18 protein-coding genes and 2 tRNA genes are annotated in these 21,945 nt (G+C 53.0%); 5 read left to right on the forward strand and 15 right to left on the reverse strand.

Annotated elements, in window-relative coordinates; all coding sequences use genetic code 11:
- Window positions 1–879 (forward strand): U32 family peptidase, encoded by an 879-nt coding sequence (locus tag FDX01_RS17160; RefSeq protein ID WP_137400196.1) that lies wholly within the window; start codon window positions 1–3, stop codon window positions 877–879.
- Window positions 880–959: 80 nt separating this feature from the next.
- Window positions 960–1,967 carry a luciferase-like monooxygenase gene (locus tag FDX01_RS17165; protein ID WP_117342729.1) on the forward strand — a complete coding sequence of 336 codons (1,008 nt, stop codon included), beginning with the start codon at window positions 960–962 and terminating at the stop codon, window positions 1,965–1,967.
- Window positions 1,968–2,053: 86 nt separating this feature from the next.
- Here the strand turns inward: FDX01_RS17165 and mtr are convergent, their stop codons facing one another.
- From mtr to FDX01_RS17225, 12 genes are all read right to left on the reverse strand, one after another.
- Entirely contained in the window at window positions 2,054–3,298 is a 1,245-nt protein-coding gene (gene mtr / locus FDX01_RS17170; RefSeq protein ID WP_096755539.1) for a tryptophan permease, read from the reverse strand.
- A 270-nt stretch (window positions 3,299–3,568) separates the two neighbouring features.
- On the reverse strand, window positions 3,569–5,518 hold the full coding sequence (locus tag FDX01_RS17175; protein WP_135911337.1) for a DEAD/DEAH family ATP-dependent RNA helicase: 1,950 nt from the start codon (window positions 5,516–5,518) through the stop codon (window positions 3,569–3,571).
- Window positions 5,511–5,591, reverse strand: coding sequence for a protein YrbN (gene yrbN, locus FDX01_RS17180; protein ID WP_010723222.1), 81 nt, complete (start codon window positions 5,589–5,591; stop codon window positions 5,511–5,513). Before yrbN ends, FDX01_RS17175 begins: the two co-directional genes overlap by 8 nt.
- 106 nt (window positions 5,592–5,697) lie before the next feature.
- Window positions 5,698–6,582 carry a lipoprotein NlpI gene (gene nlpI / locus FDX01_RS17185; RefSeq protein WP_096755537.1) on the reverse strand — a complete coding sequence of 295 codons (885 nt, stop codon included), beginning with the start codon at window positions 6,580–6,582 and terminating at the stop codon, window positions 5,698–5,700.
- Between the two features lie 108 nt (window positions 6,583–6,690).
- Window positions 6,691–8,823, reverse strand: coding sequence for a polyribonucleotide nucleotidyltransferase (gene pnp / locus FDX01_RS17190; protein WP_096755536.1), 2,133 nt, complete (start codon window positions 8,821–8,823; stop codon window positions 6,691–6,693).
- 248 nt (window positions 8,824–9,071) lie between these two features.
- Window positions 9,072–9,341 (reverse strand): 30S ribosomal protein S15, encoded by a 270-nt coding sequence (gene rpsO, locus FDX01_RS17195; protein ID WP_096755535.1) that lies wholly within the window; start codon window positions 9,339–9,341, stop codon window positions 9,072–9,074.
- 273 nt (window positions 9,342–9,614) lie between these two features.
- The gene (gene truB, locus FDX01_RS17200; RefSeq protein ID WP_137400197.1) at window positions 9,615–10,559 is read right to left on the reverse strand and encodes a tRNA pseudouridine(55) synthase TruB; all 945 of its coding nucleotides are present in this window, start codon (window positions 10,557–10,559) and stop codon (window positions 9,615–9,617) included.
- Window positions 10,559–10,963 carry a 30S ribosome-binding factor RbfA gene (gene rbfA / locus FDX01_RS17205; RefSeq protein ID WP_096755533.1) on the reverse strand — a complete coding sequence of 135 codons (405 nt, stop codon included), beginning with the start codon at window positions 10,961–10,963 and terminating at the stop codon, window positions 10,559–10,561. Before rbfA ends, truB begins: the two co-directional genes overlap by 1 nt.
- Window positions 10,964–11,113: 150 nt before the next feature.
- Entirely contained in the window at window positions 11,114–13,810 is a 2,697-nt protein-coding gene (gene infB, locus FDX01_RS17210) for a translation initiation factor IF-2 (RefSeq protein WP_096755532.1), read from the reverse strand.
- A 24-nt stretch (window positions 13,811–13,834) separates the two neighbouring features.
- On the reverse strand, window positions 13,835–15,322 hold the full coding sequence (nusA, locus tag FDX01_RS17215) for a transcription termination factor NusA (protein WP_096755531.1): 1,488 nt from the start codon (window positions 15,320–15,322) through the stop codon (window positions 13,835–13,837).
- Between the two features lie 28 nt (window positions 15,323–15,350).
- A complete protein-coding gene (gene rimP / locus FDX01_RS17220; protein WP_135911333.1) occupies window positions 15,351–15,803 on the reverse strand; it encodes a ribosome maturation factor RimP in 453 nt (150 codons plus the stop codon).
- 208 nt (window positions 15,804–16,011) lie between these two features.
- Window positions 16,012–16,088: transfer RNA gene (locus FDX01_RS17225), tRNA-Met, on the reverse strand.
- A gap of 345 nt (window positions 16,089–16,433) precedes the next feature.
- Between FDX01_RS17225 and argG the strand changes: the two genes are divergently transcribed.
- A complete protein-coding gene (gene argG, locus FDX01_RS17230; protein WP_115257395.1) occupies window positions 16,434–17,777 on the forward strand; it encodes an argininosuccinate synthase in 1,344 nt (447 codons plus the stop codon).
- A 200-nt stretch (window positions 17,778–17,977) separates the two neighbouring features.
- Here the strand turns inward: argG and FDX01_RS17235 are convergent.
- The 3 genes from FDX01_RS17235 to FDX01_RS17245 form a co-directional block, all read right to left on the reverse strand.
- Window positions 17,978–18,064 (reverse strand) — tRNA-Leu (locus FDX01_RS17235).
- 13 nt (window positions 18,065–18,077) lie between these two features.
- Window positions 18,078–18,410 (reverse strand): preprotein translocase subunit SecG, encoded by a 333-nt coding sequence (gene secG, locus FDX01_RS17240; RefSeq protein ID WP_137400198.1) that lies wholly within the window; start codon window positions 18,408–18,410, stop codon window positions 18,078–18,080.
- A 169-nt stretch (window positions 18,411–18,579) separates the two neighbouring features.
- Entirely contained in the window at window positions 18,580–19,473 is an 894-nt protein-coding gene (locus tag FDX01_RS17245; protein ID WP_135911331.1) for a LysR family transcriptional regulator, read from the reverse strand.
- A gap of 151 nt (window positions 19,474–19,624) precedes the next feature.
- On the opposite strand from FDX01_RS17245, the gene iadA reads away from it, so the two are divergent.
- Together iadA and dcuC are read left to right on the forward strand one after the other, a co-directional pair.
- Window positions 19,625–20,758 (forward strand): beta-aspartyl-peptidase, encoded by a 1,134-nt coding sequence (gene iadA / locus FDX01_RS17250; protein ID WP_137400199.1) that lies wholly within the window; start codon window positions 19,625–19,627, stop codon window positions 20,756–20,758.
- A 10-nt stretch (window positions 20,759–20,768) separates the two neighbouring features.
- Window positions 20,769–21,945 (forward strand): C4-dicarboxylate transporter DcuC (gene dcuC / locus FDX01_RS17255; protein ID WP_249361007.1); only part of this gene is annotated, 1,177 nt, incomplete at its 3' end.

Genomic DNA, 21,945 nt, shown 5'->3' on the forward strand with positions numbered 1-21,945 from the left:
ATGAAATATTCCTTAGGACCGGTGCTCTACTACTGGTCGAAAGAGACGCTGGAAGACTTTTATCAGCAGGCAGCCACCAGCCATGCCGACGTTATCTATCTTGGCGAAGCCGTGTGCAGCAAGCGCCGGGCGACCAAAGTGGGTGACTGGATCGACATGGCGAAGTCCCTCGCCGGGAGCGGTAAGCAGGTGGTCCTGTCCACGCTGGCACTGGTGCAGGCGTCATCTGAGCTGGGTGAGTTGAAACGCTATGTTGAAAACGGTGACTTTCTGCTGGAAGCCAGCGATCTCGGCGTGGTCAATATGTGCGCCGAACGTAAGCTGCCGTTCGTGGCCGGGCACGCACTCAACTGCTACAACGCCGTAACGCTGCGTATTCTGCTCAAGCAGGGCATGGTGCGCTGGTGTATGCCGGTTGAGCTGTCACGTGATTGGCTGGTGAACCTGCTTAACCAGTGTGACGAACTGGGTATTCGCGACCAGTTTGAAACCGAAGTACTGAGCTACGGGCATTTGCCGCTGGCCTACTCTGCCCGCTGCTTCACCGCACGCTCCGAAGATAAGCCTAAAGACGAGTGCGAAACCTGCTGCATCAAGTATCCCAACGGGCGTGATGTCCTGTCGCAGGAGAATCAGCAAGTGTTTGTCCTCAACGGTATTCAGACCATGAGCGGCTACGTCTACAACCTCGGTAATGAGCTGGCGTCCATGCAGGGGCTGGTTGATATTGTGCGCCTGTCCCCGTTGGGAACCGAGACATTCGCCATGCTGGATGCCTTCCGTGCCAACGAGAATGGTGGTGCCCCGTTACCGCTTGCCACCCACAGTGACTGCAACGGCTACTGGAAACGACTGGCAGGCCTGGAACTGCAGATGTGATTAATAGCTCACTTTGTTAACAACAATCGCTAGTCTTTAATGCAATATTAAAAGATTAACCGGTAACAAAGTGAGCCGTTATGACTGACAAAACCATTCCGTTCTCGGTGCTCGATCTAGCGCCGATCCCTGAAGGATCCAGCGCAAAGCAGGCCTTCTCGCACTCTCGTGATCTCGCCCAACTGGCGGAAAAGCGCGGCTACCATCGCTACTGGCTGGCTGAACATCACAATATGACCGGCATCGCCAGTGCGGCAACCTCGGTGCTCATCGGTTATCTGGCGGCCAATACCACAACCCTGCATCTGGGTTCTGGCGGCGTGATGTTACCCAACCATTCCCCGCTAGTGATTGCCGAACAGTTTGGCACGCTGAATACGCTGTATCCGGGACGTATTGACCTCGGTCTGGGTCGAGCGCCGGGCAGCGATCAACCAACCATGCGCGCGCTGCGCCGCCATATGAGTGGTGATATCGATAACTTTCCCCGCGACGTAACAGAACTGGTGGACTGGTTTGACGCACGTGATCCGAATCCCCACGTGCGTCCGGTTCCCGGCTACGGAGAGCAAATACCGGTCTGGCTGTTAGGCTCCAGTCTGTATAGCGCACAGCTGGCCGCTCAGCTTGGCCTGCCGTTTGCCTTCGCCTCCCACTTCGCCCCGGATATGCTGCACCAGGCGCTGCATCTTTATCGCACTCAGTTCAAACCCTCCACGCGTCTGGCAACACCGTATGCGATGGTGTGCATCAACATCATCGCTGCCGACAGCAATCGCGACGCTGAGTTTCTCTTCACCTCTATGCAGCAGGCGTTTATGAAACTGCGTCGGGGTGAAACCGGACAACTCCCACCGCCGGTGGAGAATATGCATCAGCTGTGGTCCGCATCCGAGCAATATGGCGTACAGCAGGCATTAAGCATGTCGCTGGTGGGGGACAAAGCGAAAGTGCGTCACGGGCTGGAGTCAATCCTGCGTGAAACCCAGGCCGATGAGATTATGGTTAACGGGCAGATTTTTGACCATCAGGCACGCCTGCATTCGTTTGAGTTGGCGATGCAGGTGAAAGAGGAGTTGGTTGGGTAGGTCTAGGTTGCCCGGTGGCGCTACGCTTACCGGGCCTACGGGTTCGAGTAGGCCGGATAAGGCGTAGCCGCCATCCGGCACGCTACTTACTGATACACCGGCAACAAATTAACGCTCGACAGGATATGGATAACCGCGTTGCCGACACCGAACACCAGAATCAGCGCAATCATCGGCTTGCCGCCCCAGACGCGGAATTTCGGGCTACCAAACCGCTTACGGGATTTACGTGCCAGCAGCGCCGGCACAATGGCCGCCCAAATAGTGGCCGCGAGCCCTGCATAGCCAATGGCGTACAGGAAGCCGTTCGGCCACAGCAGGCCACCGACAATCGGTGGGACAAAGGTCAGTAAAGCGGTTTTCAAACGCCCCATTGCTGAGTCATCAAAACCAAACAGATCCGCCAGATAGTCGAACAGGCCCAGCGTCACGCCAAGGAACGAACTCGCCACGGCAAAGTTGGAGAACACCACCAGCAGCAGGTCCAGACTGCGGCTGTTCAGCACCCCACTCAGCGCCTGTACCAGTACATCAATGTTACCGCCCTGCTTAGCAATGCCAATGAATTCCGGACGTGGAATATTGCCCATCGTCCCCAGCAACCATACGGTGTATAGCACCAGCGCCAGCAACGTGCCGTACACCAGGCACTTCACGATGGTCTTCGGATCTTTACCGTAATACTTCATCAGACTCGGTACGTTACCGTGATAACCAAAGGATGCCAGACAGAACGGCAGCGTCATCAGCAGATACGGTGTGTACGACGCATTGCTTTCTGCGACGTTAAACAGCGTGGTTGGGGATACATGTCCCATCAGGCTGCCGAAGGTCAGGAAGAAGGTGATCACCTTCGCACCCAGCACGATGGCCGTCATGCGGCTCACCGCTTTGGTACTCAACCACACCACAAACGCCACCAGTAGCGCGAAGCCAAACCCTGCCGCTCGCGCCGGGACGTTCAGCGACATCTCGGCAAAGGTATGGTGCAGAATCGAGCCGCTCGCCGAGATATACGCATAGGTCAGGATATACAGTACGAACGCAATCGAGATGCCGTTGACAACGTTCCAGCCTTTGCCTAGCAGATCTTTGGTGATGGTGTCGAAGCTCGAACCAATACGATAATTGAGGTTAGCCTCGAGGATCATCAGCCCGGAATGCAGCATGCAGAACCAGGTAAAGATCAGTGCCGCCATTGACCAGAAGAACCACGCCCCGGACATGACCACGGGCAGAGAAAACATCCCCGCGCCAATAATGGTGCCGCCGATAATCACCACGCCGCCAAGCAGCGATGGTGACGTTTGGGTGGTGGTTAGTGTTGCCATTTAGCCTGATCTCCAGTGTATTTACCCGTCATACTTCAAGCTGTAGATGCCTTGGCTGCACTCCGCCATCCCAGTCACTTACTTGAGCAAGCTCCTGGAATGTCCTCGTTTGCCGCCTTCCTACAACTCGAATTATTTAGGGTTAAAATTAGCTAATACAGTTCAATGCGCTGCACTGTACCAGTACACGAGTACAAAAGAAATAAAAAAAGCCCCGACCGTTAAGATCGGGGCTGTATATTTTACTTTACAGCTATGAAGCCAAGAGGCTTATGCGTCACCGCCGAAACGACGACGACCTGCGGAGTCATCACGACGCGGAGCGGAAGCATCGTCACGACGTGGAGCACGGCTGCCTTCACGACGTTCGCCACTGAAACGACGACCATCACCACGGCCACCTTCACGACGCTCAGTGCTGTTACCACGGTTTTCGCCACGACCACCTTCACGACGTTCGCCGCTGAAACGACCACCGCCGCCGCCACGACGCTCACCACCAGTGTGCGGTACTGCATCGCCAACCAGCTGCATGTTCATCGGCTTGTTCAGGATGCGAGTACGGGTAAAGTGCTGCAGCACGTCGCCCGGCATACCTTTCGGCAGTTCGATGGTGGAGTGCGTACCGAACAGCTTAATGTTACCGATGTAACGGCTGCTGATGTCACCTTCGTTAGCGATAGCGCCAACGATATGACGTACTTCAACACCGTCATCACGACCCACTTCAATGCGGTACAGCTGCATATCGCCAACGTCACGACGTTCACGACGCGGACGGTCTTCACCACCGCGTTCCGGACGGTCACCACGCGGGCCACGATCGTTACGATCATTACGATCGCCACGTGGAGCACGTTCATCGCGGTCGCGGAATTCGCGCTTAGGACGCATCGGTGCATCTGGTGGCACGATCAGCGGACGTTCACCCTGTGCCATTTTCAGCAGTGCTGCGGCCAGCGTTTCGATATCCAGCTCTTCTTCCGGCTGCATTTTCGCCAGCAGAGCACGGTACTGATCCAGATCGCTGCTTTCCAGCTGCTGCTGTACTTTCGCGGCGAATTTTTCCAGACGGCGTTTGCCCAGCAGATCTGCGTTCGGCAGTTCAACTTCCGGAATGGTCAGCTTCATGGTGCGTTCTATGTTACGCAGCAGACGACGCTCACGGTTCTCAACGAACAGCAGCGCACGGCCAGCACGACCCGCACGACCGGTACGGCCGATACGGTGAACGTAAGACTCGGAGTCCATCGGGATGTCATAGTTAACAACCAGGCTGATACGCTCAACGTCCAGGCCACGGGCCGCAACGTCGGTTGCAATCAAAATATCCAGACGGCCGTCTTTCAGACGTTCCAGAGTCTGCTCACGCAGGGACTGGTTCATGTCGCCGTTCAGTGCAGCGCTGCTATAGCCGCTACGCTCCAGCGCTTCTGCCACTTCCAGGGTCGCATTTTTGGTACGAACGAAGATAATCGCCGCATCAAAATCTTCTGCTTCCAGGAAACGCACCAGCGCTTCATTTTTACGCATGCCCCAGACAGTCCAGTAGCTCTGGCTGATGTCAGGACGCGTGGTGACGCTGGACTGAATGCGTACTTCCTGCGGCTCTTTCATAAAGCGGCGGGTAATACGGCGAATCGCTTCCGGCATGGTTGCAGAGAACAGAGCGGTCTGATGACCTTCCGGGATCTGCGCCATAATCGTTTCAACGTCTTCGATGAAGCCCATACGCAGCATTTCATCGGCTTCGTCCAGCACTAAACCGCTCAGTTTAGAGAGGTTCAGGGTACCGCGCTTCAGGTGATCCAGAAGACGACCCGGCGTACCGACGACGATCTGCGGGCCCTGACGCAGGGCACGTAATTGCACGTCATAACGCTGGCCGCCGTAAAGGGCTACCACGTTCACGCCGTGCATATGTTTAGAGAAATCCGTCATGGCTTCTGCAACCTGAACCGCCAGTTCGCGGGTCGGTGCCAGCACCAGAATCTGAGGTGCCTTCAGCTCAGGATCAAGATTGTTGAGCAGCGGTAAGGAGAACGCTGCAGTTTTGCCGCTACCGGTCTGGGCCATACCCAGAACATCGCGACCGCCCAGCAGATGCGGAATGCACTCTGCCTGGATTGGAGATGGTTTTTCGTAACCCAGATCGGTAAGGGCTTCAAGGATAGGAGCCTTCAGGCCCAGATCTGCAAAAGTGGTTTCGAATTCAGCCATGTAGTACGTGTGCCTCAAAATTAATGGCGGCCAGTCTACATAACTCATCATGAAATTGATCTGCAATTTTCATTGAAAAGTGTGAACCGGCTCAAAGTAGGTGTATTAACGAACAACAACGCCCTCACCGGTGAAGGTGATGGCAATCAAAAAAGATTACGGGCTGATGTGTACGTCAGCTATTGCTGGTCCGATTCTGCCAGGTCATCTTGGTCCTGGCCCAGGAGCGATAATTCCAACAATGCGTATCGGTGCTCAACAAAGTTATGAACGTTGTTAGCCACCGCCAGTTTGAACAATGCCGTAGCGTTGTCCAAATCCCCCAGACTTAGGTAGTACTTACCTAAATAGAAGTTGGTTTCACTGAGATGCTCAGCGAGCGAGGTGTTATCCGTTGCGTCCGCCTTCAGGCGCTCCATCAGCGTTGCTTCGCTAATGTTGCCCAGGTAGAACTCGACAATGTTCCATCCCCATTGCTCTTTATCCGATTTCTCGAAGCGCTGTATTAACGCTTCTTTAGCCTGCTTCTCATCGAGCTTCTGCTCGGCGAGATACAGCCACAGACTGCGGAATGGATCATTGGGATCGTCTTGATAAAACGCTAGCAGATCATCTTGCGCTAACTTGTCGCGACCGCCGTAATACAATGCGATACCGCGATTTAAGTGCGCGTAGTTGTAAGTTGGATCAAGCTCAAGTACAGAATCAAACGCTTCATAGGCAGCATCAAAATTGCCTGCCTGCGTTAAATATATACCTAAGTAATTGAATACTTCAGGCATATCTGGTCGGATTGCCAACGCTTGTGAAAAATCATTTCGCGCTAGTGCCCTCAGACCGAGACTATCATACAACACTCCGCGCTCATATAAAAGCTGTGCGCGTTCGTCATCGGTTAAAGCCCGACTGGCAAGAATTTGTTCCATACGTGCCAGAATCACTTCCTGCTGTAAAGTCGGTTGCAGTGGTACTGCGAGGACTTCACTCTTACGCCAGGCGGAATTACTGCATCCAGCCAGCGTGAGTGCTGTCGCAACGAAACACCAGCGCAAAAAAGGCTTCATTTCCCACTCCCGAAGACAACGATTGAATGAACGTCCTGTTCCCCGGTTGCTAACAAGGCTTCCTGCCGGGTTAAAGGCCCCCCGCTCACGCGGAGGGCAATGGCAACCTTACTCGCCGAGGCTTGCCGGTGCTTCCGGCGCAGCTGCTGGCTGAGACTGCTCAGTTGCTTCTTTAATGCTCAGACGTACGCGGCCCTGGCGATCAACTTCCAGAACTTTAACCGGTACTTCCTGACCCATCTGCAGGTAATCGGTCACTTTCTCTACGCGCTTGTCAGCGATCTGAGAGATGTGTACCAGACCTTCTTTACCACCACCGATGGCAACGAATGCGCCAAAGTCAACGATACGGGTCACTTTACCATTGTAGATACGGCCAACTTCGATTTCTGCAGTAATCTCTTCGATACGACGGATAGCATATTTCGCTTTTTCACCGTCGGTCGCCGCGATCTTCACAGTACCATCATCTTCGATTTCGATGGTGGTGCCGGTTTCTTCGGTCAGAGCACGGATAACAGAACCGCCTTTACCGATAACGTCTTTGATTTTGTCCGGGCTGATCTTAATGGTGTGGATACGCGGAGCGAACTGAGAGATGTCGCCGCGCGGCGCATTGATCGCCTGTTCCATCACGCCCAGAATGTGCAGACGCGCACCTTTAGCCTGGTTCAGAGCAACCTGCATGATCTCTTTGGTGATACCTTCGATTTTGATATCCATCTGCAGTGCAGAGATACCATCGCGGGAACCCGCCACTTTAAAGTCCATGTCGCCCAGGTGATCTTCGTCACCCAGAATGTCAGACAGAACCACAAAGTTATCGCCTTCTTTCACCAGACCCATCGCGATACCCGCAACAGCGGCTTTGATCGGCACGCCTGCGTCCATCAGTGCCAGAGAAGCACCGCACACGGAAGCCATGGAAGAAGAACCGTTGGATTCGGTGATTTCAGACACAACACGTACGGTGTACGGGAATTTGTCCAGTTCCGGCATCACTGCCAGCACGCCGCGTTTCGCCAGACGGCCGTGACCAATCTCACGACGCTTCGGAGAACCGACCATACCGGTTTCGCCTACGCAGTACGGAGGGAAGTTGTAGTGGAACAGGAAGTTGTCAGTACGCTCGCCCATCAGTTCGTCGAGGTTCTGCGCATCACGGGTGGTGCCCAGGGTCGCAGTAACCAGCGCCTGAGTTTCGCCACGGGTGAACAGTGCGGAACCGTGAGTACGCGGCAGTACGCCAGTACGCACGTCCAGACCACGGATCATGTCTTTTTCGCGGCCATCGATGCGCGGCTCGCCTGCCAGTACGCGGCTACGAACGACGTTTTTCTCGATAGCGTGCAGGATTTCACCCAGTTCGTTAGCGTCCAGGGTTTCGTCTTCTGCAACCAGTTGAGCGATGGTTTCAGATTTGATCACGTCAACCTGAGCATAACGCTCTTGTTTGTCGGTGATACGGTAAGCATCGCTCAAACGCGTTTCTGCCAGCGCGGCAACGCGTGCATTCAGCGCTTCGTTGACAGCTTCTGGCTGCCAGTCCCAACGCGGCTTGCCAGCGACTTTAACCAGCTCGTTGATTTCTTTGATAACAATCTGCTGCTGTTCGTGACCGAATACGACAGCGCCCAGCATCTGGTCTTCGCTCAGCAGTTCAGCTTCGGATTCAACCATCAGTACGGCAGCTTCAGTACCGGCAACAACCAGGTCCAGCTTGCTTTCTTTCAGTTCGTCTTGAGTCGGGTTCAGTACATACTGGTCATTGATATAACCAACACGAGCAGAACCGATCGGGCCGTTGAACGGCAGACCAGACAGGGACAGCGCAGCGGATGCGCCGATCATTGCCACGATATCTGGGTTAACCTGCGGGTTAACGGAGACAACGGTCGCAATAACCTGAACTTCGTTGATGAAACCTTCCGGGAACAGCGGACGAACCGGGCGGTCAATCAGACGCGCGATCAGGGTTTCGCCTTCACTCGGACGGCCTTCACGACGGAAGAAGCTACCCGGGATACGGCCAGCAGCGTAGGTACGCTCCTGATAGTTAACGGTCAGCGGGAAGAAATCCTGGCCTGGCTTGGTCTTTTTCTGACCAACAACGGTCACAAATACCGCGGTGTCATCCATGCTAACCATAACAGCAGCAGTAGCCTGACGAGCCATCATGCCGGTTTCCAGCGTTACGGTATGTTGGCCGTACTGGAATTTACGAACGATCGGATTAAGCAAAATAATATCCTTTCTCTTTTTTTAACGGCGTATTTATACACGCCATCGTTAATACCCGACCTTCTGCGCATCCTCGCGACTAATGACAACCCTAACCCACGCGTATTGGGTAAAGCCTCTCATTAGCCGCGCGAACCTCTGCGACGGAAGATCATTCATAGCAACAATACATTAGTTTCCAGCGAATTGCTGCCATCTGCTGGAAAAAAGGGGCCATGAAGGCCCCCTCTTTCTGAAACTCGAAAGACTTAGCGACGCAGACCCAGACGCTCGATCAGCGCAGTGTAACGTGCAACATCTTTACGCTTCAGGTAGTCGAGCAGTTTACGACGCTGAGAAACCATACGCAGCAGACCACGACGGCTGTGGTGATCTTTTTTGTGTTCAGAGAAGTGACCCTGCAGGTGGTTAATCTGTGCAGTTAACAGAGCAACCTGAACATCGGTAGAACCGGTGTCGTTTGCATCACGACCAAACTCAGAAACAATTTTAGCTGTAGCTTCAGTACTTAGAGACATTTTAAAACTCCAAAGTGTTAAGAATGTAAGGACGCCGATCTCTAATTCAGCGATCCCAGTGTATACACTTCATCCTTCAAACTGCCTCTGCGTTGGCTGCGTCCGCTCACCTCAGTCACTTACTTCAGTAAGCTCCTGAGGATCCTCAGACTTGCCGCCTTGATGCAGCTCGAATGATTTTGTGTACACGCCGCGCGAACTGTTAAATAATTTACGCGACGTTAAGCGGCGGTATTCTACTCGCAGCGCCTTCTTATCGCAAGACAGAGAGCGCTATGCAGGATACTCAACCACCAGTCGACGAGGGGCGACACGACCTTCATCGTCGATCTCCCCCATGCCGATAAATTTGCCATCATCGCCTTCCGTCACGCGAACCAGCCCTTCCTGCGGCACGCCCGACGTACGTACCGGATTACCATTTTTAAAGTAAACCGATGATGTTAAAGGCAGATTAACAATGGGATAGTCCGATGCCGGACTGTCCATTGGCATCAGCAGCGGATCAAGTAATTCTGCCGCCGGAATGTTCTGCTGTTCAGCCTGTTCAACCAGGCTGTGCAAATGTTCCAGCGTGACCATACGGTCTACCGGATACTTGCTGACCGTCAGACGACGCAAATACGTCACGTGCGCGCCGCATCCGAGCTTCTCGCCCAGATCGTCAACAATCGTGCGAATGTACGTGCCTTTGGAGCAATGGACTTCCAGCTCCAGTTCATTACCTTCGTGGCGAATAAACAGCAGTTCGTACACGGTAATCGGTCTGGATTCACGCGGGACCTCAATACCCTGACGCGCGTACTCGTACAGCTTTTTACCCTGATACTTCAGCGCTGAGTACATCGACGGGATCTGTTGGATGTCACCGCGAAACGTCTCCAGCGCGCTGGCAAGCTGTTCCGGGGTAAACGTCACCGGACGCTCCTGCACAATTTGCCCATCGGCATCAGAGGTATCAGTACGCTGTCCCAGGCGGGCCACCACGCGATAGCGTTTGTCAGAGTCCAGCAGGTACTGCGAAAACTTGGTCGCCTCTCCCAGGCAGATAGGCAGCATGCCTGTCGCCAGCGGATCCAGCGCACCGGTATGACCGGCACGGTTGGCATTGTAGAGGCGTTTTACTTTTTGCAGCACGTCATTGCTGGACATGCCTTGCGGCTTATCCAGCAACAGGACGCCATGAATGTCGCGACCACGACGACGAGGACGACTCATTAGTCCTCCTTGCTGTCGTCCGCAGGATTCACACGACGTTCATCGTCATGCTTCACCACGCTGGTCACCAGGTTAGACATGCGCATCCCTTCGACCAACGAGTTGTCGTAGAAGAAAGTCAGTTCCGGCACGATACGCAGGCGCATGGCTTTACCCAGCAGAGAGCGGATGAAGCCAGAGGCTTCCTGCAAGGCTTTAATACCGTTCTTCACGGCAGCTTCGTCCTGGTCATTCAGGAACGTCACGAACACTTTGGCATACGCCAGGTCACGAGACATCTCAACGCCGGACACGGTAGTCATCACGCCGACGCGCGGATCTTTGATTTCGCGTTGCAGGATGAGTGCGATCTCTTTTTGCATCTCCTGGGCCACGCGCTGCGGGCGACCAAATTCTTTCGCCATAATAAATTCTCCAGAATAAAGACAAAAAAGGGGCCATAAGCCCCTTTTTAAATTTCATTGCCGGGTGGCGCTTCGCTTACCCGGCCTACCTCAAATAAGCTTCTATGCCTTGAACTACCAACACAGCGGCAGCCCAAAAGACGACGAAAATTATGCGATGGTACGTTTGATCTCGATGATTTCGAACACTTCGATCATATCGCCAACGCGAACGTCGTTGTAGTTCTTAACGCCGATACCACATTCCATGCCGTTACGGACTTCGTTAACGTCATCTTTGAAGCGGCGCAGGGATTCCAGCTCGCCTTCATAGATAACCACGTTGTCACGCAGAACGCGGATTGGGTTGTGACGTTTAATCGTACCTTCGGTAACCATACAACCTGCGATGGCGCCAAATTTCGGTGATTTGAACACGTCACGTACTTCAGCCAGACCGATGATCTGCTGTTTCAGTTCCGGAGACAGCATGCCGCTCATCGCAGCTTTCACTTCGTCGATCAGGTGATAGATGACGGAGTAGTAACGCAGATCCAGGCTTTCAGATTCAATCACTTTACGTGCAGAGGCATCAGCACGAACGTTGAAGCCAACCAGAATCGCGTTGGATGCCGCAGCCAGCGTGGCGTCGGTTTCGGTGATACCACCTACGCCGGAACCGATGATCTTCACTTTCACTTCGTCGGTAGACAGTTTCAGCAAGGAGTCGGAGATCGCTTCGACAGAACCCTGAACGTCAGCTTTCAGGACAACGTTCACTTCGTGAACTTCGCCTTCGGTCATGTTGGCGAACATGTTCTCGAGTTTAGATTTCTGCTGGCGAGCCAGTTTAACTTCACGGAATTTGCCCTGACGATACAGTGCAACTTCACGCGCTTTTTTCTCGTCACGTACGACGGTAACTTCGTCACCCGCAGCCGGAACGCCGGACAGACCCAGGATTTCAACTGGAATAGACGGACCTGCTTCCAGGACTTCCTGACCCAGTTCGTTACGCATTGCACGAACGCGGCCATACTCGAAGCCACACAGTACGATATCGCCCTTATTCAGGGTACCTTCACGAACCAGGACGGTAGCAACTGGGCCACGACCTTTGTCCAGGAAGGATTCGATTACCGCACCGCTTGCCATACCTTTACGAATCGCTTTCAGCTCCAGAACTTCAGCCTGCAGCAGGATAGCGTTCAACAGGTCATCAATACCGGTACCTGCTTTCGCAGAAACAGGGATGAACTGAGATTCGCCGCCCCACTCTTCCGGCATAACGCCGTACTGAGACAGTTCGTTCTTAACGCGATCCATATCGGCTTCTGGCTTATCGATTTTGTTGACTGCAACAACCATCGGCACCTGCGCTGCTTTCGCATGCTGGATAGCTTCAATGGTCTGAGGCATCACGCCATCATCTGCTGCAACAACCAGAACAACGATATCTGTTGCCTGTGCACCACGAGCACGCATAGAGGTAAACGCGGCGTGCCCCGGGGTATCCAGGAAGGTGATCATACCGTTGTCAGTTTCAACGTGGTATGCACCAATGTGCTGGGTAATGCCGCCCGCTTCGCCAGAGGCGACTTTCGTTGAACGAATGTAGTCCAGCAGAGAGGTTTTACCGTGGTCAACGTGACCCATGATAGTCACAACCGGTGCACGCGGTTCAGCCGCTGCGCCAGTGTCACGGTCGCTCATTACCGCTTCTTCCAGCTCGTTTTCACGACGCAAGATAACTTTGTGGCCCATCTCTTCAGCAACCAACTGTGCGGTTTCCTGATCGATGACCTGGTTGATGGTGGCCATCGCACCCAGCTTCATCATCGCTTTGATGACCTGAGAACCTTTAACCGCCATCTTGTTCGCTAAGTCGCCAACGGTGATGGTTTCGCCAATCACTACGTCACGGTTAACGGCCTGAGCTGGCTTCTGGAAGCCTTGCTGCAGGGAAGAACCTTTACGCTTGCCGCCTTTACCACCGCGACCAGCAGCACGTGCTTCTTCGCGATCGGCTTTAGATTCAGCGTGCTTATTGCCTTTCTTCTGAGGACGAGCAGCTTTCGTCGCAGTACGCGTACGGCCACGGCCGCCTTCTACTTCGCGATCGTTTTCGTCTTCTGCCTGGCGAGCATGCTGAGAAGTGGTGACGTGATAATCGGTCTTATCCTCTTCACCTTTTGCTTTCTCTTGCTCTGCCCAAACACCGGCATTTTCTTCCGCCATACGACGGGCTTCTTCAGCCACACGGCGAGCTTCTTCTTCAAGCTTGCGACGCGCTTCTTCTTCCGCTTTACGCTTCAGTTCTGCGGCTTCATTTTCACGGCGGGCTTTTTCGGCCTGGGCGGTTTTAGTCATATCGTCGGTCTGTTGATTGCTCACTTTGTCTTTTTCCGCAGCTTCACGTTTCGCTTTATCAGCGGCTTCACGTTTAGCTTGTTCTGCGGCCTCACGTTCGGCTTTTTGTTGCGCCTCGCGTTTAGCAGTTTCTTCTGCCTCACGACGGGCTTGCTCTTCCGCTTCACGCTGCGCCTGCTCTTCCGCGGCAAGGCGTTCTGCCTCTTGCGGATCGCGTTTCACAAAGGTGCGTGTCTTGCGGACTTCGATTTGTACCGATTTACTTTTTCCACCGGTACCAGGAATATTGAGAGTACTGCGCGTTTTACGCTGCAATGTCAACTTATCTGGTGCAGAGCCGTTCTCACGGTTCAGGTGCGCCAGTAAGGTTTGTTTCTCTTGTGCGGACACAGAGTCGTCAGCAGACTTCGGGATACCTGCATCAGCAAATTGCTGTACCAGGCGATCCACGGAGGTCTGTATCTCTGCAGCCAGCGTTTTTACGGTTACATCTGTCATACTGTTCCTTCCTGCTACAGTTTATTACGCTTCGTCGCCGAACCAGCAAATATTACGGGCAGCCATAATCAGCTCACCGGCTTTTTCGTCGGTCAACCCTTCGATATCAGCCAGATCATCAATGCCCTGTTCAGCGAGATCTTCCAGCGTACAAACACCACGGGCAGCCAGTTTGAAGGCCATATCACGATCTAATCCTTCCAGATTCAGCAGATCGTCAGCCGGTTTGTTATCACCGAGGCTTTCTTCCTGGGCCAGTGCCAGAGTGGTCAGTGCGTTTTTAGCACGCTCGCGCAGCGCTTCAACGGTTGCTTCATCCAGGCCGTCGATTGCCAGAAGCTCTTTCATTGGCACGTAGGCCAGCTCTTCCAGCGTAGCAAAACCTTCTTCTACCAGAACCGTCGCGAAATCTTCATCGATATCGAGATATTTGGTGAAGGTATCAATAGCAGCATGCGCTTCAGCCTGATGCTTAGCCTGCAGGTCATCAACGGTCATTACGTTGAGTTCCCAACCGCTCAATTGTGAAGCCAGGCGGACGTTCTGACCATTACGTCCAATCGCCTGAGCCAGGTTACCGGCTTCAACCGCGATATCCATGGTGTGTTTATCTTCATCCACCACGATAGACGCGACGTCTGCAGGCGCCATTGCGTTGATCACGAACTGTGCCGGGTTATCATCCCACAGGACGATATCGATACGTTCGCCGCCCAGTTCGGTAGAAACCGCCTGAACGCGTGCACCGCGCATACCTACGCAAGCACCCACCGGATCGATACGCTTATCGTTGGTTTTCACCGCGATTTTCGCACGAGAACCCGGATCGCGAGCCGCCGCTTTAATTTCAATCACTTCTTCGCCAATTTCTGGCACTTCAATGCGGAACAGTTCAATCAGCATTTCCGGTTTGGAACGCGTCACAAACAGTTGCGCGCCGCGTGCTTCCGGGCGAACGGAGTACAGAACACCACGGATACGGTCACCCGGGCGGAAGTTTTCACGCGGCAGCATGTCTTCACGCAGGATCACGGCTTCAGCATTACTGCCGAGGTCCAGCGCAATGTTGTCACGGTTAACTTTCTTCACCACACCGGTGACGATCTCACCTTCGTGCTCGCGGAATTGATCAACAACCATCGCACGTTCAGCTTCACGTACTTTCTGTACGATAACCTGTTTCGCCGTCTGGGTGGTGATACGGTCAAAGGTGACTGATTCAATCTGGTCTTCAACGTATTCACCCACGTTCAGACTCTCGTCTTCGTAACGTGCGGCTTCCAGAGTAATTTCTTTGGTTGGCTGAGTGACTTCTTCCACAATTACCCAACGGCGGAAGGTATCGAAATCACCGCTTTTACGATCGATTTCTACGCGAACGTCGATCTCTTGTTCGTATTTTTTCTTTGTTGCTGTAGCCAGCGCACTTTCCAGCGCTTCAAAAATTTTCTCGCGTGGCAGCGATTTTTCATTGGATACGGCTTCAACAACAGCCAAAATTTCTTTGTTCATCGCGGGCTTTTCACCTCAATCCAGACTGTTAAAAGTGGGGAACCAGGTTCGCCTTCTGGATATTACTCAGCGCGAACACTTCATCTTTACCGTCGACTGTGACAGTGATCATCTCACCATCCACCGCTTTGATAACGCCCTGCCATTTACGGCGATTTTGTACCGCCATACGAAGAACCAGCGTGACTTCTTCACCCAGGAAACGCACGTAGTGTTCAGCCGTGAACATAGGACGGTCGAGACCCGGTGAGGAGACTTCCAGGTTATAAGCAACGGTGATCGGATCTTCAACGTCCATCACGGCGCTAACCTGGTGGCTCACATCAGCACAATCATCAACATTGATGCCATCTTCACTATCAATATAGATGCGCAGTGTGGATGTGCGACCACGAATAAATTCGATGCCGACCAGCTCGTAGCCCAAGGCTTCAACTGGTGCTTTAATCATCTCTGTTAATTTTTGCTCTAATGTGGACAAGCCCACCCCCAAGACATAAAAAAAGGGCCTAAAGCCCAGTTATTCTGTAATCAGATAACAAAAAACCCCGATAAATCGGGGCTTTAGATAACTGAACCCTATAACCGCACCTGCGGTTCGGAGAACCTTCCGAAAGAATTTTTTTTCAAATCCAGCTACGAAGGCCTAAGTCTTCACAGTATATTTGAAAAAGAACTCTAAGGGAAAGTGGTTGCGGGGGCCGGATTTGAACCGACGACCTTCGGGTTATGAGCCCGACGAGCTACCAGGCTGCTCCACCCCGCGCCTGAAACGTGGCAAATTTTACTCGCTTTGGGTAAAAAATGCAAATACTGCTGGGATTTGGTACCGAGGACGGGACGTAAAATCTGCGCACAGTATATTGATTTTCTATCCCTTATGTCAACCTTGTTACTACTATGCAAATGAATGAATGCCAGCCTGCGCAAATTTAGCAAAGTGCAACAAAGATAAATCTGCCTTCAACGCCGTTATTTAACGAAATTATCACTAAACTCTTCCTGTCACCGTTAAAAGGTGATTAAATGAAAACTCATTTATTTTGCATAAAAATGCACTTAGCATAAAAAACCAACCTCTTCACCAGTCTATCAAGCAGGGTTTTATTTTATGACGACGATTCTCAAGCATCTCCCGGTAGGTCAACGTATTGGTATCGCTTTTTCTGGCGGCCTGGACACCAGTGCTGCACTGCTGTGGATGCGACAAAAAGGGGCTGTCCCATATGCATATACTGCGAATTTGGGACAACCGGATGAGGATGACTATGACGCCATCCCTCGCCGTGCAATGGAATATGGTGCTGAGAACGCTCGCCTGGTTGATTGCCGCAAGCAACTGGTTGCCGAAGGGATCGCAGCGATTCAATGTGGTGCATTCCATAATACCACCGGCGGACTGACCTATTTCAACACCACGCCACTAGGCCGCGCGGTGACCGGCACCATGTTGGTGGCCGCCATGAAAGATGACGGTGTGAATATCTGGGGTGACGGCAGTACCTATAAAGGCAACGATATTGAGCGTTTCTATCGTTACGGTCTGCTGACCAATGCCGAACTGCAGATTTACAAACCATGGCTGGACACTGACTTCATTGACGAACTCGGCGGTCGCCATGAGATGTCTGAGTTTATGATCGCCTGCGGTTTCGACTACAAAATGTCTGTCGAAAAAGCGTATTCCACTGACTCCAACATGCTCGGCGCTACGCACGAAGCGAAAGATCTGGAATTCCTTAACTCCAGCCTGAAGATCGTTAACCCGATTATGGGCGTCAAGTTCTGGGATGAAAGCGTGAAGATCCCGGCGGAAGAAGTAACCGTACGTTTTGAGCAGGGACATCCAGTTGCGCTGAACGGCAAAACCTTCAGCGACGATGTTGAGATGATGATGGAAGCCAACCGCATTGGCGGCCGTCATGGTCTGGGCATGAGCGATCAAATTGAAAACCGTATTATCGAGGCGAAAAGCCGTGGTATTTACGAAGCCCCGGGGATGGCGCTGCTGCATATCGCTTACGAGCGTCTGCTGACCGGTATTCACAATGAAGATACCATTGAGCAGTATCACGCTCACGGCCGCCAACTGGGTCGTCTGCTGTACCAAGGTCGCTGGTTTGACTCCCAGGCGCTAATGCTGCGTGACGGTCTGCAACGTTGGGTTGCGAGCCAAATCACCGGCGAAGTTACGCTGGAGCTGCGTCGCGGTAACGACTATTCCATTATGAATACCGTCTCCGACAACCTGACCTACAAGCCAGAACGTCTGACCATGGAGAAAGGGGATTCCGTCTTCTCACCGGACGATCGTATCGGTCAGTTGACTATGCGTAACCTGGATATTACCGATACCCGTGAGAAGCTGTTCGGCTACGCCCAGTCAGGCCTGCTGACCGCCTCTTCCGCCACCGGTCTGCCGCAGGTAGAGAATCTAGAAAACAAAGCGAAGTAATCGCCAACAGAAATGACAAAAGCCGCGCAAGCGGCTTTTTTATGCGCGGAATTTAAGGCGTGTAGCCGCCATCCGACAATTTGCAGGACATGCCTGATGGCGCTATCGCTTATCAGGCCTACGTGCTACTACGCACACCTACGGTTCACAACATACAGACGAAAAAAAAGACGCTTTTCAGCGTCTTTCTTTCGGAATATTGGTACTGAGGATGGGACTCGAACCCACAAGCCCGTTAGGGCACTACCACCTCAAGGTAGCGTGTCTACCAATTCCACCACCTCAGCACAGATACTACTATTAGCGCGGGATATCGCTGGTCGGCTGAACCGGAGCAGCTGGCTGAGTTTGCTCGGTTTTCGCCGGTGCACTCAGATTTTCCCACTCACTTCCTTTATTGGTCTTATTGCTGTTCATGTTACCCAGCACCAGACTGATAATGAAGAACAAGGTTCCCAATACAGCTGTCATTCGGGTCATGAAGTTACCAGAACCACTTGAACCAAACAGTGTACCAGAAGCGCCTGCGCCAAAAGAGGCTCCCATATCAGCGCCTTTGCCTTGCTGCAGCATGATCAAGCCTACCAGGCCAATTGCTACAATAAGGAAAACTACTAAAAGAGCTTCGTGCATAATCAACCTGTTCCTTGCGGAGTTGCCGCGTACCAATGCTTCGACCATTAAAGCGGGAATGTTTAACTGTTTCCCACTGAAGCGGGTGTGAATACTAACCAATGCGAATAACCTTCGCAAGGGCAATTTAAGTGTATTGTATCAACTGAAGAAAAAATCGCCACATCAATCAAAAACGCAGCAATTTATCCCAGCATCGCTGCATCACGGGTCGCTGATCGTCAAGGTTTGCCCAAACAACGACCGGGATTTCACCTATCAGATCTGAATTATCTGGCCAACAGTGGATAACTTCATTATTCACTAATTCTTCAGCCACCATCGACTCGGGTAACCATGCCATTCCCATATGGCGCAGCACCATTTCCCGGATTGTTTCGCTTAACCCACTCTCAAAGACCTTTTTCAGTCGTGGGTGAACCTGTTGCTCTAGCGGATCGATAATGCGTCTGACAAAGGTATAGTCGCTGTAGCAAAGCCAGGGGATCGGAGCATCTGGAGAATCAAGCTTGTCCGCCAGTTGGGCTGAAATCACCGGGATGAACCGCTCATATCGCCACAATGAGCGTTTTAGCCCCCCGACAATCTCCAGCCCCGGCTGCGAAGACGGCAAATCGTAGGTCACCAGAAAATCAATTTGCCGGTTTATCAGCGCGTTAAAGTGATTATCAATTCCCTGGATGCTGGCGTTTACCGTAAAACTTAATTGCGGTTCGCTTTGGCGCAGGTAATTGATCATGTCAGGCAGGATATTCACCGACAGTGTGTGAAGACTGACCATCACCAGCGTATTTTCCGTTGCCGGCATCATGGCGGCCAGCTCATGACGCGCCTCCGTCAGCATACTGAGGACATGCCGGGCATAGGGTTCAAACCGTTCACCATAACGGGTTAACGTAACGGGTGTCGTGGTACGATCAAATAGCGGGACGCCTAACGTCTCTTCCAGCGCTTTAATACGCCGACTTAGCGCAGGCTGAGTAATATGCCGCTGTATGGCGGCCTGGGAGTAATTCCCATGCTGACTTAAAGCCAGGAAATCATCTAACCACTTACTATCCACGTCGCATTCTCCACCATTCCATATCCGTATCCTCCGATAACAAATCGGAAATAGTCACAGTTATAGTAATGGCTTTAGTGTGGACCGCATAACAACAATATTCTGTTTCACCTGCCGAGTCTCCCTCCCCTTGACGTTTGACAGGACTAATATGTTTACTTTACTGACTAATGCCCGTGTCTTTTCCCCGGAGGATTTAGGCCTCTGCTCTCTGCTCATATATGCCGATCGTATTGTGGCGGTAGGCAACGATATTTCACGTTTCGATGGCGTCAACGAGGTCATCGATTGCCGGGGTAAATGGGTAATTCCGGGGATTATCGACCAGCATGTCCATCTGACCGGCGGCGGTGGTGAAGCAGGATTTGCCAGCCGAACGCCTGCCGTAAAACTGCGCGATCTGCTTCAAGCTGGCATTACGACGGTCGTCGGCGTGCTGGGCACCGATGCCATTTCTCGCTCGCCCAAAGATCTGTACGCCAAAATGCAGTCACTGAATCTAGAGGGCGTGCGTGCGTTTATGCACACTGGGGCTTACGCGGTACCCAGCCCGACGATTACGCAATCCATTCGCGATGACATAACCTTTATCCCGGCCATTCTCGGCGTTAAAATCGCCCTCGCCGATCATCGGGGTTCATATCCCTCTTTCCAGGAGCTGTTGAGAATCGTCAGCGATATCCGCGTGGCCTCACTGCTGGCGGGGAAAAAAGGGCTGCTGCATGTGCACCTGGGCAACCTGCCGGAAGGCATGTCGCAACTTACTGCGCTTTGTGATGCCGGTATTCCGATCCACCATATTTCACCGACTCACGTGGCCAGAACCGAAGCCCTGTTCAACCAGGCGATCGCTTTCGCCCATCGCGGCGGCCATATTGACGTGACGTCTGGCGGTAGCCGTTTTATGCCCCAGGAACAGGCCATTCTCCACGCGCTGGAGGCTCAGGTTCCAGCCGATCGCATCACCATCAGCTCAGATGGCAATGGCAGCGTGCCGCGCTTTAATGCTCAGGGTATGGTTGAAGGACTCACGGCCGCGCCGGTAGGCGGTAACCTTGCACTGCTCCCTCGCCTGATTGATGCGGGCATTCCGATCGCACAGGCCGTGGCCATGATGACGGCAAACGTTGCATGCTCGCTGGGAATTTCCGGCGGCAAGCTTTGTGCCGGAGAACGCGCCGATATTTGCGTCCTCAATGATGACCTGTCGCTGGCGCACCTGTTTGCCGCGGGTAGGCCGTTACTGCGCGATGGAGAGTGTTTGGTCAACGGCAACTTTGAGTGAGGAGAAAAGAATGTCTTTATTGCTGGCGCTAGTCGCCATTGTCTTTGCCGGACGGCTGATCCTGAAAAAGTACCATCCCCAGTCCGTGCTGCTGCTCACCGGGATTGTATTACTACTCATCGCCCATTTTAGCGGAATGACCACGCTCAGTAGCCTGGTGAAGAAAAGCACCGGGTTTGGCCCCTTTGATGCGTTTGAGTTTATCCGCGACACCCTGAGCGTGCGCCTGGGTGGCCTTGGTCTGCAAATTATGCTGATTGGCGGCTTTGCCACCTATATGTCAGCCATTGGTGCCAGTCAGGTGCTGGTTCGGGTGACTTCGCGTCCATTACAGCGTCTGAACTCGCCATATCTCCTACTAGGGCTGGCGTTGCTGCTGGGGCAATTTTTGTCGCTGTTTATCAGTAGCGCTACGGGGTTGGGTTTGTTGCTGATGGCAACGCTTTATCCGCTGCTCACCCGCCTTGGCTGCAGCCGTGCCGCCGTCGCCGCCGTTATCGCCAGTACCTGTGCGGTTGAATTCGGCCCCGGTTCCGGTAACTCGGTTCTTGCCGCCAAAACAGCGGGTATCGAGGTGGTGAACTATTTTGTTCACGATCAGCTTCCCATCGTCGTGCCGGTCATTCTTTTCATCGCCCTGCTCCATATTGTCGTCCAACGCTTTTTCGATCGCCGAGAAAGCGGCGGCGATGTAACCCAGCAGATGCAAACGTTGACCGCCACAGAAGAAACCCACGCCCCGATCGCCTGGCTGTTTCTGCCGATGCTACCGTTGGTATTGATGCTGCTGTGCAGTGATTTACTGTTTAGCTCGCTCAAAATTACGCTGGATACCGCCGTTCTGATTAGCCTGGCCATTACGCTGATTTGCGAGTATTGGCGTCATCGCAAAGCTCGTGAAGTGATGGCTGGCGTGCAAAAAGTTTTCGACAGCATGGGCAGCGTGTTTGCCACCGTCGTAACGTTGATTATCGCGGGTGAAGTTTTTTCAGCCGGGCTAAAAGCCATTGGTGCAGTCGACGCGCTGCTTTCACTCTCCGGTGAATTTGGTCTCAGTGCCGCCTCGATAATCCTGCTGATGACGCTGATCACCTTTGCGATTTCTGCGTTGATGGGGTCAGGGAATGCCGCGTTCTTCTCCTTCGCCCCCATGGTGCCGGATATCAGCCGCCATATCGGCAGCGACA

Source organism: Citrobacter sp. wls613, assembly GCF_005281195.1.
Classification (GTDB): domain Bacteria; phylum Pseudomonadota; class Gammaproteobacteria; order Enterobacterales; family Enterobacteriaceae; genus Citrobacter; species Citrobacter gillenii.

What these genes read in the sequence shown, in the direction of transcription:
- FDX01_RS17160 (WP_137400196.1), top strand. Translation starts at nt 1, where the DNA reads ATGAAATATTCCTTAGGACCGGTGCTCTACTACTGGTCGAAAGAGACG.
- FDX01_RS17165 (WP_117342729.1), top strand. Translation starts at nt 960, where the DNA reads ATGACTGACAAAACCATTCCGTTCTCGGTGCTCGATCTAGCGCCGATC.
- mtr (WP_096755539.1), bottom strand. Translation starts at nt 3,298, where the DNA reads ATGGCAACACTAACCACCACCCAAACGTCACCATCGCTGCTTGGCGGC.
- FDX01_RS17175 (WP_135911337.1), bottom strand. Translation starts at nt 5,518, where the DNA reads ATGGCTGAATTCGAAACCACTTTTGCAGATCTGGGCCTGAAGGCTCCT.
- yrbN (WP_010723222.1), bottom strand. Translation starts at nt 5,591, where the DNA reads ATGAAAATTGCAGATCAATTTCATGATGAGTTATGTAGACTGGCCGCC.
- nlpI (WP_096755537.1), bottom strand. Translation starts at nt 6,582, where the DNA reads ATGAAGCCTTTTTTGCGCTGGTGTTTCGTTGCGACAGCACTCACGCTG.
- rpsO (WP_096755535.1), bottom strand. Translation starts at nt 9,341, where the DNA reads ATGTCTCTAAGTACTGAAGCTACAGCTAAAATTGTTTCTGAGTTTGGT.
- truB (WP_137400197.1), bottom strand. Translation starts at nt 10,559, where the DNA reads ATGAGTCGTCCTCGTCGTCGTGGTCGCGACATTCATGGCGTCCTGTTG.
- rbfA (WP_096755533.1), bottom strand. Translation starts at nt 10,963, where the DNA reads ATGGCGAAAGAATTTGGTCGCCCGCAGCGCGTGGCCCAGGAGATGCAA.
- infB (WP_096755532.1), bottom strand. Translation starts at nt 13,810, where the DNA reads ATGACAGATGTAACCGTAAAAACGCTGGCTGCAGAGATACAGACCTCC.
- nusA (WP_096755531.1), bottom strand. Translation starts at nt 15,322, where the DNA reads ATGAACAAAGAAATTTTGGCTGTTGTTGAAGCCGTATCCAATGAAAAA.
- argG (WP_115257395.1), top strand. Translation starts at nt 16,434, where the DNA reads ATGACGACGATTCTCAAGCATCTCCCGGTAGGTCAACGTATTGGTATC.
- secG (WP_137400198.1), bottom strand. Translation starts at nt 18,410, where the DNA reads ATGCACGAAGCTCTTTTAGTAGTTTTCCTTATTGTAGCAATTGGCCTG.
- iadA (WP_137400199.1), top strand. Translation starts at nt 19,625, where the DNA reads ATGTTTACTTTACTGACTAATGCCCGTGTCTTTTCCCCGGAGGATTTA.